The sequence below is a fragment of the Labedaea rhizosphaerae genome, from assembly GCF_004362825.1.
Classification (GTDB): Bacteria; Actinomycetota; Actinomycetes; order Mycobacteriales; family Pseudonocardiaceae; genus Labedaea; species Labedaea rhizosphaerae.
Genome location: NZ_SNXZ01000003.1, coordinates 432,433 through 444,644 on the forward strand (window position 1 = coordinate 432,433; position 12,212 = coordinate 444,644).

Annotated in this window: 14 protein-coding genes; 6 read left to right on the forward strand and 8 right to left on the reverse strand. The window is 72.2% G+C overall.

Annotated elements, in window-relative coordinates:
* Positions 1-5: 5 nt before the first annotated feature.
* A complete protein-coding gene (locus tag EV186_RS19035; protein ID WP_133850669.1) occupies positions 6-953 on the reverse strand; it encodes a thiamine-phosphate kinase in 948 nt (315 codons plus the stop codon).
* A 109-nt stretch (positions 954-1,062) separates the two neighbouring features.
* Here EV186_RS19035 and EV186_RS19040 point away from each other — a divergent pair, with 109 nt between their 5' ends.
* Positions 1,063-1,296: an Lrp/AsnC ligand binding domain-containing protein gene (locus tag EV186_RS19040; RefSeq protein WP_133850670.1), complete on the forward strand. Its 234-nt coding sequence runs from the start codon at positions 1,063-1,065 to the stop codon at positions 1,294-1,296.
* Between the two features lie 20 nt (positions 1,297-1,316).
* Positions 1,317-1,874, forward strand: coding sequence for a DUF3515 domain-containing protein (locus tag EV186_RS19045; RefSeq protein ID WP_133850671.1), 558 nt, complete (start codon positions 1,317-1,319; stop codon positions 1,872-1,874).
* Between the two features lie 9 nt (positions 1,875-1,883).
* Here EV186_RS19045 and EV186_RS19050 read toward each other — a convergent pair whose 3' ends face one another.
* From EV186_RS19050 to pdxR, 3 genes are all read right to left on the reverse strand, one after another.
* Entirely contained in the window at positions 1,884-2,759 is an 876-nt protein-coding gene (locus tag EV186_RS19050) for a serine hydrolase domain-containing protein (protein WP_166659230.1), read from the reverse strand.
* Entirely contained in the window at positions 2,756-3,838 is a 1,083-nt protein-coding gene (locus tag EV186_RS19055; RefSeq protein ID WP_133850673.1) for a D-alanine--D-alanine ligase family protein, read from the reverse strand. Before EV186_RS19055 ends, EV186_RS19050 begins: the two co-directional genes overlap by 4 nt.
* A 415-nt stretch (positions 3,839-4,253) precedes the next feature.
* Positions 4,254-5,630: a MocR-like pyridoxine biosynthesis transcription factor PdxR gene (pdxR, locus tag EV186_RS19060; RefSeq protein ID WP_243754142.1), complete on the reverse strand. Its 1,377-nt coding sequence runs from the start codon at positions 5,628-5,630 to the stop codon at positions 4,254-4,256.
* A gap of 68 nt (positions 5,631-5,698) precedes the next feature.
* On the opposite strand from pdxR, the gene EV186_RS19065 reads away from it, so the two are divergent.
* Positions 5,699-6,361 carry a pyridoxamine 5'-phosphate oxidase family protein gene (locus EV186_RS19065; RefSeq protein WP_133850674.1) on the forward strand — a complete coding sequence of 221 codons (663 nt, stop codon included), beginning with the start codon at positions 5,699-5,701 and terminating at the stop codon, positions 6,359-6,361.
* Here the strand turns inward: EV186_RS19065 and EV186_RS19070 are convergent.
* Positions 6,336-7,073 carry an SAM-dependent methyltransferase gene (locus EV186_RS19070; protein WP_166659231.1) on the reverse strand — a complete coding sequence of 246 codons (738 nt, stop codon included), beginning with the start codon at positions 7,071-7,073 and terminating at the stop codon, positions 6,336-6,338. The two genes, EV186_RS19065 and EV186_RS19070, sit on opposite strands and share 26 nt — an antisense overlap.
* A 70-nt stretch (positions 7,074-7,143) precedes the next feature.
* Positions 7,144-7,602, reverse strand: a complete 459-nt coding sequence (locus EV186_RS19075) for a cysteine dioxygenase (RefSeq protein WP_133850675.1) — start codon at positions 7,600-7,602, stop codon at positions 7,144-7,146.
* Positions 7,603-7,838: 236 nt separating this feature from the next.
* On the opposite strand from EV186_RS19075, the gene EV186_RS19080 reads away from it, so the two are divergent.
* The 3 genes from EV186_RS19080 to EV186_RS19090 all read left to right on the forward strand — a co-directional run bounded on the left by EV186_RS19080 (position 7,839) and on the right by EV186_RS19090 (position 10,976).
* Positions 7,839-8,396 carry a winged helix-turn-helix domain-containing protein gene (locus EV186_RS19080; RefSeq protein WP_133850676.1) on the forward strand — a complete coding sequence of 186 codons (558 nt, stop codon included), beginning with the start codon at positions 7,839-7,841 and terminating at the stop codon, positions 8,394-8,396.
* 1 nt (position 8,397) lies between these two features.
* On the forward strand, positions 8,398-9,621 hold the full coding sequence (locus EV186_RS19085) for an MFS transporter (RefSeq protein WP_133850677.1): 1,224 nt from the start codon (positions 8,398-8,400) through the stop codon (positions 9,619-9,621).
* 77 nt (positions 9,622-9,698) lie between these two features.
* The gene (locus EV186_RS19090; protein ID WP_133850678.1) at positions 9,699-10,976 is read left to right on the forward strand and encodes a DUF11 domain-containing protein; all 1,278 of its coding nucleotides are present in this window, start codon (positions 9,699-9,701) and stop codon (positions 10,974-10,976) included.
* Here the strand turns inward: EV186_RS19090 and EV186_RS19095 are convergent.
* Together EV186_RS19095 and EV186_RS19100 are read right to left on the reverse strand one after the other, a co-directional pair.
* Positions 10,948-11,427, reverse strand: coding sequence for a hypothetical protein (locus tag EV186_RS19095; RefSeq protein WP_133850679.1), 480 nt, complete (start codon positions 11,425-11,427; stop codon positions 10,948-10,950). The two genes, EV186_RS19090 and EV186_RS19095, sit on opposite strands and share 29 nt — an antisense overlap.
* Positions 11,428-11,478: 51 nt before the next feature.
* Entirely contained in the window at positions 11,479-12,114 is a 636-nt protein-coding gene (locus tag EV186_RS19100; protein WP_133850680.1) for a DUF998 domain-containing protein, read from the reverse strand.
* Positions 12,115-12,212 lie beyond the last annotated feature (98 nt).

Below are 12,212 nucleotides of genomic sequence, written 5' to 3' on the forward strand. Positions count from 1 at the left end.
CGACACTAACCCCAGTGCTGCCAGCCACTCGCACCCTCGTACGGCCGGCCGTCCACCGTGACCCCGCTGCCCTCGGCCACCGTGCCGATCACGCGCCAGCCATCCGGCACCGCGCCGGGGAAGGTGGCGGCGAGCGCGTGGTCCTCGCCGCCGGTGAGGACCCAGCGCATCGGGTCCGCGCCCAGCGCGGCCGCCACGTCGACCAGCTTCTGCGGCAGTTCCAGCGCGTCCGACCGCACGTCGATGGCCACAGTGGACGCCGCGGCCACGTGCCCCAGATCGGCCAGTAAACCGTCGGAGACGTCGACCATCGCGGTCGCGCCCGCGTCGGCGGCGGCGGGTCCGGCGGCATACGGCGGCTCCGGCACCCGGTGGGCGGCGACCACGGCGACCGGCGAGCGGAAGCCGCGGCTCAGCGTGGCGAGCCCGGCCGCCGACCAGCCGATCCGGCCGGTGACGGCGACGACGTCGCCGGGCCGCGCACCGGCGCGGGTCACCGGGGCGCGCCCGCCGAGGTCACCCAACGCCGTGATGGAGATCACCAGCTGGGGCGCTCCGACCAGATCACCGCCGACCACCCCCGCGCCGGCCGCGGTCGCGGCGGCCGCGATGCCGCCGGAGATCCCGGCCAGCACGTCGGCCGGAGTGGACGGCGGGCACGCGAGCCCGACCAGCACGGCGGTCGGCACGGCGCCCATGGCCGCGACGTCGGCGAGGTTGACCGCGACCGCTTTGCGCCCCACGTGATCGGGGTTGGACCAGTCCAGCCGGAAGTGGACGTTCTCCACCAGCACGTCGGTGCTCGCCACCACCCGGCCATCCGAAGCGGCGATCACGGCGGCGTCGTCGCCAGGCCCCAGCAGCGTGCTCGGCGGCTGGCGCAGCCCGGCGGTGATCCGCGAGATCACCCCGAACTCCCCGACGTCGGCGACGGAAGGTGTGTCAGCGGACACAAGATCCTCCGATCTCCGACAGTTGGATGCCCCACGTCCCGGTCAACTGGGGTACGTTGCTGACCACGTTCCTACCTTCCGGGGACCTTTCGACACGAAGGGGCGCGCCGTGGTCCACGCCTACATCCTTGTCCAGACCGAGGTCGGCAAAGCAGCCGCGGTCGCGGCCGAGATCGCCGGGATACCCGGGGTCACCACCGCCGAGGATGTCACCGGGCCCTACGACGTGATCGTGCGGGCGGAGGCCGACAACGTCGACCTGCTCGGCCAGCTCGTCGTCTCGCGCGTGCAGAACGTGGAGGGGATCACCCGGACCCTGACCTGCCCGGTGGTCAAGCTCTAGCCCGTGGTCGACTGGACCTCGTGTCGCAGAAGACCTTCTACCCGCGCGGCGCGGTCATCGCCGCGTCCGTCCTCGTCGGACTGCTGATCGCCGGGGTCATCGTGCTCGCGGTGGTCAACGGCGGCACCGACACGGCCGGGCCTGCGCCGACCACCACCAGCGCCGCGCCGCGGCCGGTCGCCCTGGTCCCGGTGGACGCCCCGGACGCGGGCGGCGCGGACTGCGCGAAGCTCGTCAAGGCGCTGCCCAGGACACTCGTCAGCAACGGCAAGCCGTTGGCCCGCGCGCAGATCGCCGCACCGGCGCCGAAGGCGGCGCTCGCCTGGGGCCCGGCGGAGTCGCCGGTCGTCCTGCGCTGCGGGCTGTCCCGGCCGCCGGAGCTGACCCGGACCTCTTCGCTGCGCGTGATCTCCGGCGTGCAGTGGCTGCCGATCGGCGGCGATGACGCGATCACCTGGTACGCCGTCGATCGCGCGGTCACGGTCGCGCTGACGATCCCGCAGGACGCGGGCACCGGGCCGATCCAGGACGTGTCGAGCACGATCGGCAAGACCTTGGCGGCCAAGCCGGTCTTCTAAGCCCAGTGTCTAGGCCCAGTGCGAGAGGGAGCGGGCGTGGCGCAGCATCCGCGCCACGGCGCCGGCGACGTTGTAGGTCTCCTCGTTGGCCAGCACGGCGATCGCGGCCTTGTGGTCGGGCAGCCACACACACGCCGAACGGAAGCCCGGCGCGGTGCCGGTGTGGTAGATCGCCTTGCGGTCGTTGATGGTGCCGTGGAAGAAGCCGTAGCCGTACTCCTCGGCGTGCAGCGCGCCGTCGTCGGCACCGCGCACCGGCACGAGCGGGTCGGACATCGGCAGGAACTCGCCGGTGTGCACGGCGTGCATGTAGATGCACATGTCCGTGGGCGTCGACCAGACGTCCGCGCAGCCGGTCAGCTGGGTGAGGTCCCAGCCCTCGACGTAGCGGCGTTCCTTGCGACCGCGCGCGGTGAGCGTGTCGTCGGGCACCGTGCCGACGGTGGTGTCGTGCATGAGCAGCGGCTCGAAGACCTTGTCCTTCAAGAAGTCCGCGTACGGCACGCCGGCCTCGAGGGTGATCACGTGGCCGAGCACGAGGTAGCCGGGGCCGCTGTAGTGCCAGCCCGGGGTGAACCAGCGCGGCGCCGACGCGATCAGCGCGGCCCGGTCGGCCACGGGCATCGGCTCGGCCGGGTCGAAGCCGGGCGCGGTGCCCCAGTCCGGGACGCCGGCGGTGTGCGTGAGCAGGCTGCGCAACGTGATGTTCGGCCGCGCGTCGGGCAGCCAGGTGCGCACCGGTTCGGACAGGTCGAGGCCCAGGACCATGAGCGCGGCCGCCGCGAACTGCTGGGAGGCCGACGCGACCTGGTAGCGCGCGCCCGGGGGCCTGCCGACTTCCTGGTATCTGGCGACGTTCCCGACCGCCACCAGTGCCGCGGTCACCGCAGCCCGGTGCCGCGGGCGAGCGCGGTGTCGATCAGGGTCGACAACAGCGTCGGGTAGTCCAAGCCGGTGACCGCCCACATCTTCGGGTATGCCGAGGTGGGCGTGAACCCGGGCATCGTGTTGACCTCGTTGATGGTCACGGTGCCGTCCTCGCCAACGAAGAAGTCGACCCGGGCCAGGCCCTGGCAGTCCAGCGCGGTGAACGCCGCCACCGCCATGGCGCGCAGCCGCTCGGCGACCGCGTCGTCGAGCTTCGCGGGGATGTCGAGTTCGCAGACGTCGTCGAGGTACTTGGCGTCGAAGTCGTACCAGTCGCGGCTGGCGAGCTGGATCTCCGCGGGCAGCGACGGTTCGACCCGCCCGTCGGGGAACTCCAGCACGCCGCACTCGACCTCACGGCCCACGACCGCGGCCTCGATGATGACCTTGGGGTCGATCTCGCGGGCGGTGGCGATGGCCGCGTCGAGGTCGGCCCAGTCGTCGACCTTGCTGATGCCGGTGGACGATCCGGCCCGCGTCGGCTTGACGAACACCGGCAGGCCGAGCCGGTTGCGCTGGGCCGCGCTGAGCGTCTTGTCGTTGCGGCGCAACACTTCGTAGCGGCCAACCGGAAGACCCTCGGCGGTCAGCAGCTTCTTCGTGTACTCCTTGTCCATGGCGACGGCGCTGGCCAGTACGCCCGCGCCCACGTAGGGCTGGCCGGCCATCTCGAGCAGGCCCTGGATGGTGCCGTCCTCGCCATAGGCGCCGTGCAGCACGGGGAAGACGACGTCGATGGTGCCGAGCACCTCGCCCTCGCGCCCCTTCTCCAGCGCCACAACCGTTCCGGACGTCGGGTCGGCGGGCAGGGTGAGCGCCGTGCCGCCGGCGACGCTCGGCAGCGCCCGCTGCCGGATCTCGAGGGTCTTGGGGTCGGATGGTCCGAGGACCCAGGACCCGCTCGGCGTGATGCCGATCGGCACCACCTCGTAGCGGTCGGGATCGAGGTTGGCCAGCACGCTGGACGCGGACGAACAGGACACCGCGTGCTCGGTGCTCCGACCGCCGAAGATCACTGCCACCCTGGTCCTGGACATGGTCGCTGACCATACCCGGACGGCGGTACCACGCCCCCGGCCGCTGCCCCTTTGCGCTCCTCCGGTCCTCGCCGTGCCCGTGGCCTCGAAGCCCCAGCCGCCGTCCCGCCTTGTGCACCTCCGGTCCCGCGGTCCCCCTGGTGCACCTCGGGTCCCGCTGTCGCCTGGTGCACCTCCGGTCCCGCCGTCGCCCTTGTGCCCCTCCAGCCCTCGTCATGCTCACGCGCCTCGAACACCGCGGCCAGGGACTGGGCCGCTCGGGCGCACCTTCCTATTCCTTGCGAACGAGCGCAGAGCCGAAGCCGTTCCCCGGTGCACGGCAAAGGTTGCACTCCCGGGACGCGCGTTGGCAGGAACAGGCTGGTGAGGACCAGGTGTCGCGGGCTCGGGCGATCGAGGTCCAGGGGCGGAAGCCTTAGCCTGTGCGTCCCAAGAGGGCCACCAGAGCGGGGAGGACGGCGCGCAACTCCGCTGTGGAGCAAGCCGCGTAGCCCAAGGCGATCCCGAAGTAGCGCGCACGGCCGGCGTGGTGGCGGGCCAGGCCGTCCAGGACGATCCCTCGCTCGGCCGCCGCGGTCAGCAAGTCCGCCTCCGCCCGCGCCGAGGACATCGGCACGACCAGGTGCGCACCCGCGTCGTCACCGAGGACCGGCACGCCACCCTCTTCCAATGCCGCCACCAGCATCGCGCGCCGCTCCGACAGCTCCCGGCGCAGCCGGCGCAGGTGCCGCCCGAGGTCGCCGTTGCGCGCCAGCTCCACCACCACGAGCTGACCGGCGGGCGAGGGCGACGAGCCGGTCGCCTCCCGGTGGGCCAGCACCTGCGACGCCACGTGCGGCGGCGCGACCATCCAGCCGGTGCCGAGCGTCGGCGTGAGGATCTTGCTCGTGGTGCCGAGGTGCACCACGACATCCGGCGCGAGCGCGGCCAGCAACGGCAGCGGCGCCACGTCGTAGCGCAGCTCGCCGTCGTAGTCGTCCTCGATCACCAGCCAGCCCTCGGCCCGCGCCCGCTCCACCAGGGCGACGCGGCGGCCCGCCGACATCCTGCTGCCCAGCGGGTATTGGTGCGCGGGCGAGCAGTAGACCGCACGTGCCCGCGCCGGCAACGCGTCCACCACGAGGCCGTCCGCGTCCACTTCGGCGGTCACCACGGTCAGCCCGGCCGCGCGCAACGCGCCGACCGCCCGCTGGTACCCGGGTTCCTCCACCGCGACCGTGTCCCCCGGGCGCAACAACGCGGCCGCCAGCTCCGCGGCCGCCGAGCTGGTGCCGGAGGTGGCGAGCACCGTGCTGTCGTCGGCGACCCGAAGACCCCGGTGGCGCAACAGGTGTTCGCCCACGGTGGCGCGGAACTCGGGCAGCCCGGCACGTTGGTGGCGGGTCAACGGAGCCGCGTCCGCCGCCGCCCGCCAGGCCCGCCGCCAGGCCGCGCGGTCGATCCCGCCCGTCCACGGCGATCCGGGCGTCAGGTCGATGACAGTGGCGGCCGCATCGCGCTTCGGTTGCCGGGCGGGCGCGGAGCGCACGGTGCCGGGCGGCGCGGTCGTCACGTAGGTGCCGGAACCGTGCCGGCCCGCGATCCACCCCTCGGCGTGCAACTGCTCGTAGGCCGCCGCCGTGACGGTCCGGCTCACCCGCAGCTGCGCGGCCAGCGCGCGCGTCGACGGCAACCGGTCCCCCGCACGCAGTCGGCCGTCACCGGCCGCGTCACGCACCGCCTCCGCCAGCTGCACGGCGAGCGGCGTGTCCGAGGTCCGGTCCAACGTGACCGGCAGGACGGGAGCAGTCACAGTGGCCTTCCGGATTTCCGAGGTTGTGGCCCTGTAACCATGCCACTCGGCCCGGCACACTGACCACCGTGACGGACCTGTCTTCCACCGAACGCACCACGCTGCGCCGCGCGAGCGAGCGCGCACGCACCGATCGCGCCGACCTCTACGCCGTCCTCGACGCCGGATTGGTCTGCCACATGGGCATGGTCGTCGACGGCGCGCCGGTGGTGCTGCCCACCGGCTACGCCCGCGACGGCAACACGCTCTACCTGCACGGATCGACCGGCGCGGCCACCTTGCGCACGCTCGGCGCGGGCGCGGCGGTGTGCGTGACCGTGACGCTGCTCGACGGCGTGGTCTACGCCCGCTCGGTGTTCGACCACTCCATGAACTACCGGTCCGCGGTCATCTTCGGCCACGCGCAGGAGGTCACCGACCCGGTGGCCAAGCAACACGGCCTGCGCGTGCTCACCGAGCACCTCGCGCCGGGGTCCTGGGACCACGCGCGGCAGCCGACGAAGAAGGAACTGGCCAAGACGGCGCTGCTGGCGGTCGACCTGACCGAGGCGTCGGTGAAGGTGCGCTCGGGCGGGCCGAAGGACGAGCCGGAGGACGTCGAGGCCGCCGCGGCCTGGGCCGGCGTGCTGCCGATCCAGCAGGTGTGGGGTCAGCCGGTGCCCAGCGACGACCTGCGCGGCGAGTTCGACGTGCCGCCGCACGTGCTCAAGCGCGCGGGCGAACCAGCGTGAGGTAGGCCATCCCGAGCACTCCGCGCCAAGCGCCGAGGTAGGTCGTGCGGAACTGGTCGGACTTGGCGCGGGTCTCCGCGTCGTCCGGGTGGTCGAGCAGCAGGCGCTCGTAGCCGCGCAGGTAGCCGAACTGGAACTCGTCCCACTCGTCGATGCTCGCCTCGGACACGGCGAGCGTGCGGTAGCCGTGCTCTTGCGCGAGTTCCACCAGTTCGGCCAGCGTGCCGTACTGGCCGGTGTCGCCGCCGAAGAACTCCATCGCCGCGGCACTCGGCGGGGTCCGCCAGAAGCCCTCGCCGAGCAGCAACCGGCCGCCGGGCGCGAGCCGTTGCGCATACGCGGCAAGGGTTCTCGCGGTGTGCTCGGCCGGGTCGCCGCCGAACACGTGCGACGCGCCGAGGTTCACAGCCACGTCCACCGGCTCGCCGGACCACGCCGCCGCGTCGCCGACCACGAACGTGGTCCGCTCGGCGAGCCCGCGGCTCGCCGCCAGTGCCCTGGCGTGCTCGATGTCGTCCTCGGCGAGGTCCACCCCGATGCCGGTGGCGCCGGGCTGGGCCTCGAGCACGCGCAACAACAGCTCGGCCCAGCCGCAGCCGAGGTCGAGCACGCGCTCGCCGGGGCGGACGTCGAGGGACGCGATCAACCGGGCCGCGCGCTCTTCGGACAGCGGACCGTGGAAGACGAGGTCCTGGTGCAGTGGCGTGATCATCGCCGCGCACAGTGCCACCGCGCGGCGCCGCGGCCAACCGAATTAACCAGCCAAGATCACTGCGCCAAGATCACTGGGCCGGGATCAGCCGGCCGTCGGCGGCGTAGCGGAACGGCGTCATCGCCCGCTCGGCCCGGTAGACGTGGATGCTGATTGCCGGGTCCGAGTTCGCGTTGCGCACCTGGTGGACGTAGTTCGGGCCGAACACCCGGACCTGACCGGGCACGAGGCGGTGGCTGACCCGCGTGCCCGGCCGGGCGACGAGTTCGGTCAGCGTCCCGGTCACGACGGCGAAGGCGCCGGTGGAGTCGGCGTGGTTGTGCAGGTCGCTTTCCTGGCCCGGCAACCAGCTCAGCAACCAGATCTCCTCGTCGGCGGTGCGCTCGACCAGGGCGGCGAAGCGCTCGTCGGGGTCGTAGCGCAGCAGGTGCGCCCACCTCGTGCGGTCGGCGGCGACGTCGCGGGCGATCAGGGCGGGGTGAGCGGTGGTCGCGGGCAGCGCGACGGTGTTGGCCGGAACGGCGAACATGGTGGGCCTTCTTGGGATGGGCGTGGCTGGGGGACGCGGGTCATCGCCAAGACGGACACAACGCGCTGGCAACCCGGACGAGGTCGATGTGACCCCGGCGGTCGGCGATGGCGCGCTGCAACATGCGGCAAAGCATCCAGCCCGTGCGGTGCGCCCGACAAGCGTTCCCATCGGCTGAGATCCACGATCCACAAGACCTATTGCACAAGAGCTCTTGTACAACTACTCTTGTGCGTATGCCGGAAGCCGATGCCAAGACCCTCGCCGCCATGGCGCACCCGCTGCGCAGGCGGTTGCTGCGCCAGTTGTCCGTGAACGGTCCCGCCACCGCGAGCCAGCTCGCCGAGCGCACCGACCAGCTGGTCGGCAACGTCAGCCACCACCTGAAGGTGCTCGCCGAGTGCGGCCTGATCGAGCTCGCGCCGGAGCTGGCCAAGGACAAGCGCGAGCGCTGGTGGCGCTCGGTGCGCATGACGTTGTCGTGGTCGATGCCCGACGCGGAGGCCGACCCGGCCGAGTACGCGGTCGCCACCGCGGCCGAGTCGGTCAACCTGGACCAGCACATCTCGTGGGTGCGGGACTGGATCGCCGCGCGGGACACCTACGCCAAGGAGTGGTCGGAGGCGTCGGCGGCCACCGACGGCTGGAGCACGGCGACCCCCGAGGAGCTCGCGGACCTGACCAGCGAGCTGATCGGCGTGATCACCCGCTTTTGCGGCAGGGACGTCCCCGACGACGGCCGGCACCGCGAGCCGGTGTTCGTCTTCGCCCACGCCGCGCCGGGACGGCTGTGACATGACCACCACGATTGCCGGCGCGCCGCCGGCCCGTCCCCTGCACCGCGACCCGATGGTCCTCGGCTGGTCGGTCGCCCGCGGCATCTCCTCGATCGGCGACGAGATCTGGTACGTCGCGCTGTCCTGGTCGGCCGTGCAGCTCGGCAGCCCCGCGCTCGCCGGCCTCGTGCTGGCCTGCGGCAGCGTGCCGCACGCCTTGTTGTTGTTGCTGGGCGGCGCTTTCGCCGACCGGTTCAACACCCGCAGGCTCATGATCGGCTCCGACCTGGCCCGCGTCGTCGTGCTGCTCGGCGGGTTGCTCACGCTCGCGGTCGGCGGGTCCTCGGCCGGCCTGCTGATCACGGTCGCCGTCCTGTTCGGGATCGTCGACGCCATCTACGGCCCCGCTTCGGCGACGCTGCCCCGGCAACTGGTGCCCAAGTCCGAGCTCGGCCGGCTCGCGGGCATCCGCCAGTTCTGCGACCGGATCGGCACCTTCGGCGGGGCGCCGCTCGGCGGGCTCATCGTCGCCGCGTGGGGCCTCGGCGGCGCGATGCTCGCCGATGCCGTGTCCTTCATCGTGATCGCGCTGGTGCTGATCGGCGTCCGTCCACGGTGGACGCTGGAGCGAGAGACCGGCGGCAGCGCGCTCGGCGACGTGCGTGACGGGCTGCGCTACCTGGGGCAGACCCCGCGGGTGCGCGACCTCGTGATCGCGTTGTCCGGCTTGAACGTCTTCATGACCCCGGTCATCGCCGTCGGTGTCGTGGTGCGCGCCCAGCACGAGGGTTGGGGCGCGAGCGGCGTCGGTCTGCTGACCGGGACGCTGGGGGTCGGCGCGGCCGTCGGAACGGCCATGGCCATGAAATGGCGGCCGCGCCGCTCGGCGTTCACCGGGCTGGTCATCCTGTTCACCCAGCCAATGGCCATGGTGCTCGCGGGTTTCGCGCCGCTGGTCGGCGTCTTCGTGGCGATGGCGGCGGTCGGGATCACGGCCGGGCTCGCCTCTCCGATGCTCTCCGGCGCGTTCCAGGCGACGGTCGGCGAGCGCTACCTCGGCCGGTGCGGCGCGGTGACGTCCACAGCGGACGCGGCGCTGACCCCGTTGGCGCTGTCCGGGTTCGGCGTGCTCGCCGGGGTGGCGGGGGTCGGGGCGTCGTGCGTGGTGTTCGCCCTCGGGTACGTGGGATTGCTGGCCTACGGCGTGACCCGGCCGCACCTGCGCCTGCTCACCGTCGACTGACCTCGATCGGGTGAAACACCGGCGGCACACGGCGAACCGCGGAGTACGGTGCCCTGCTTTCCCTAGGGTGCGCGGTCATGATCCCCGCCAGACTCCGGCGCACCCTCGGCTGCGCTGCCGCCGTGACGCTCGCCCTCGGCCTCGCGCCGAACGTTGCCGCAGCGCAACAGGATCCCGAGAAGTGCCCGCCGCCGGTCGGGCTGACGAACTCAAGCTTCGAGCAGCCCGACGTCCGCGGGCCGTGGCTCGGCCCGCAGAGCCAGGTGCCCGGCTGGAGCACGACCGCGAGCGACAAGGTGATCGAGATCTGGGGGCCGGGCAACGCCGGCGCCAACCGGGGGCTCGAGGTGCCCGCGGCGACCGGCGACCAGTTCGCCGAGCTGAACGCCACCCAAGCGTCCACTTTGTACCAGGACGTCGCGACGACCCCGGGTCAGACGTTGCGCTGGCGGATCTCGCACCGCGCGCGCAACGTCACCGCCGGCGTCGACCAGGACACGATGAACGTCCTGATCGGCACGCCCACCCAGCAGCATCCGCAGACCCCGGACGGCGCGAGCGGCCCGGACATCGTCGACGACGACAGCGCGTGGGGCCAGTGGACCGGCGACTACGAGGTGCCCGCGGGCCAGACGACCACCCGCTTCGGCTTCCAGGCGGTTCGCTCCGCGTCGGGCAACCCGACGTTCGGGAACTTCCTGGACGCCATCGAGTTCGGCACCCCGGCCTGCCTGATCACCACGAAGTCCGTCACCGGCCCGAATCCCGCCCGTGCGGGTGACGAGCTGACCTACACCGTGGCGGTCACCAACTCCGGGGGCGCGGCCGCGCTCGACGCGGTGCTGACCGACCCGATCCCCGAGGGCAGTTCGTTCGTGCCGGCGAGCCTGACCCTCGATGGCACCGCGCTGACCGACGATCCGGCGGACGACGCCGGTGAGCTGTCCGGTTCGGCGGCGACAGTGCGCCTGCCCAGCCCGTTCGAACCGGGCACGACGGCGACGATCACGTTCAAGGTGACGGCCACCGGCGACAAGACCCCGCTGGACAACACCGCAACCACCGCCTACACGGACGGCCTGACCCGCGACAAGGACAAGTCCACGTCCAACACGGTCACGAACCCGGTGGTGACCCCGACTCCCACCACAACGACAACCACAACGACAACCACAACGACCGTTGCGCCGACCACCACCGTTGCGCCGACGACGCCTGCCGGCGGGTCGACACCGCTGCCCTCGACGGGCGCCTCCGCCGGGCCGGGTCTCGTGGTCGCGGTGCTGCTGCTGGGCCTGGGTGCGGGACTCGTGTGCTACGCGCGGCTCAGGCGAGGGCGGCCTCGAGCACGGTGACGAAGGCGGTTGCCGCGGTCACCGGATCGGCGTCCTGGGCGAAAACGCTGATCCGGTAGAAGGTCCCGTCGTGCAGCACACCGCCCATCGACTCGTGTGGACGCGTGGGGGCGACGAACGCCTTGTCGCCGCCTGCCTGCGGCAAGTCGCGCACGCCGCCGGCCTTCTCGCTGGACCGGTGCCAGGACGCGTAGCCGAAACGCTCGGAGTCGGCGGCCGTGAAGACCATGGCCGCAACGACCGGGGTGGCGCCCACGGTGATGCCGCAGCTGGGTGACTCCGGCCTCGTGCCGTCCCGCTCGACGATCGGCTCCGTGGTCTTGAGCGCGGCGGCCAGTGCCTGCTTGTCGAAGAGCTTGCACCCCTTCTTCACCGGCTCGGGCGTGCCGGCCTCGCTCGAACACCCGGCCAGCACCAACGCCGCAGCCGCCAAAGCCATGAAAAGGCGCATCGATCCCTCCCCTTGATCCCGGGGGAGGGATCGACGCACCTCTGTCCTTTGTTACCGCTTCACCAGCTTGGCGCACGCGATGGCACTCCATGTCCAGCCCAGCGTGGCCGACGCGTACAGCACGACCACGCCGCCGGACGCGCCCATGAACGGCAGCGGCGCCACCAGCAGCACCGCGCTGATCGCGCTGTACCAGCCGAGGCCGCGCCGGCCCTGGGCGAAGAACCGTCGCGAGAGGACGCCGGCTGCGGTGATCCAGCCGAGGATGGCGACCACGAACGCGACCGCGTGGAGGTTGCCGTGCAGGCTCACGTGTTCCGGTACGCCGGCCGGGAAGCCGTAGGCCGGGTCGGCCGAGAAGCACGCGGCCATGATCATGCCCACGCCCATCGCGCCGAGGCCCAGCGGCGCGAACCTGCTCGTCGGCAGGGCGCGGCGCACACCGGTCGCGCCGATCACGAACAGCAGGCCGCTGACCGCGAAGTTGGTGATCTGCAACCAGCCCAGCGACCCGAGGCTCAAGAAGCTGAACGGGTGCACCGACAGGTCGAAGCCTGCGCGGGTGAAGGCCTGCGCGTAGCTCACGGCCATGAACAGCGGGCCCGCGACGGCACCGGCGATCAGGCGACTGCGGGCGGGCTCGACGAGAGCAGCGGTGGGACGAACGGCGGGGGCGGTGAGGGTCATCGCTCTGGTCCTTGTCTTGGGGAGGAGGTCCGTTGCGACGAACGGTTCCACCGACCACTTTTCTTGTCAAGACATAATTCACTGTCTTGACAAGTCGA

Bases quoted from the DNA above. Each gene is read 5' to 3' on its own strand.
- EV186_RS19070 (WP_166659231.1), bottom strand. From the start codon at position 7,073: ATGATCACGCCACTGCACCAGGACCTCGTCTTCCACGGTCCGCTGTCC.
- EV186_RS19090 (WP_133850678.1), top strand. From the start codon at position 9,699: ATGATCCCCGCCAGACTCCGGCGCACCCTCGGCTGCGCTGCCGCCGTG.
- EV186_RS19080 (WP_133850676.1), top strand. From the start codon at position 7,839: ATGCCGGAAGCCGATGCCAAGACCCTCGCCGCCATGGCGCACCCGCTG.
- EV186_RS19095 (WP_133850679.1), bottom strand. From the start codon at position 11,427: ATGCGCCTTTTCATGGCTTTGGCGGCTGCGGCGTTGGTGCTGGCCGGG.
- EV186_RS19100 (WP_133850680.1), bottom strand. From the start codon at position 12,114: ATGACCCTCACCGCCCCCGCCGTTCGTCCCACCGCTGCTCTCGTCGAG.
- EV186_RS19075 (WP_133850675.1), bottom strand. From the start codon at position 7,602: ATGTTCGCCGTTCCGGCCAACACCGTCGCGCTGCCCGCGACCACCGCT.
- EV186_RS19085 (WP_133850677.1), top strand. From the start codon at position 8,398: ATGACCACCACGATTGCCGGCGCGCCGCCGGCCCGTCCCCTGCACCGC.
- EV186_RS19055 (WP_133850673.1), bottom strand. From the start codon at position 3,838: ATGTCCAGGACCAGGGTGGCAGTGATCTTCGGCGGTCGGAGCACCGAG.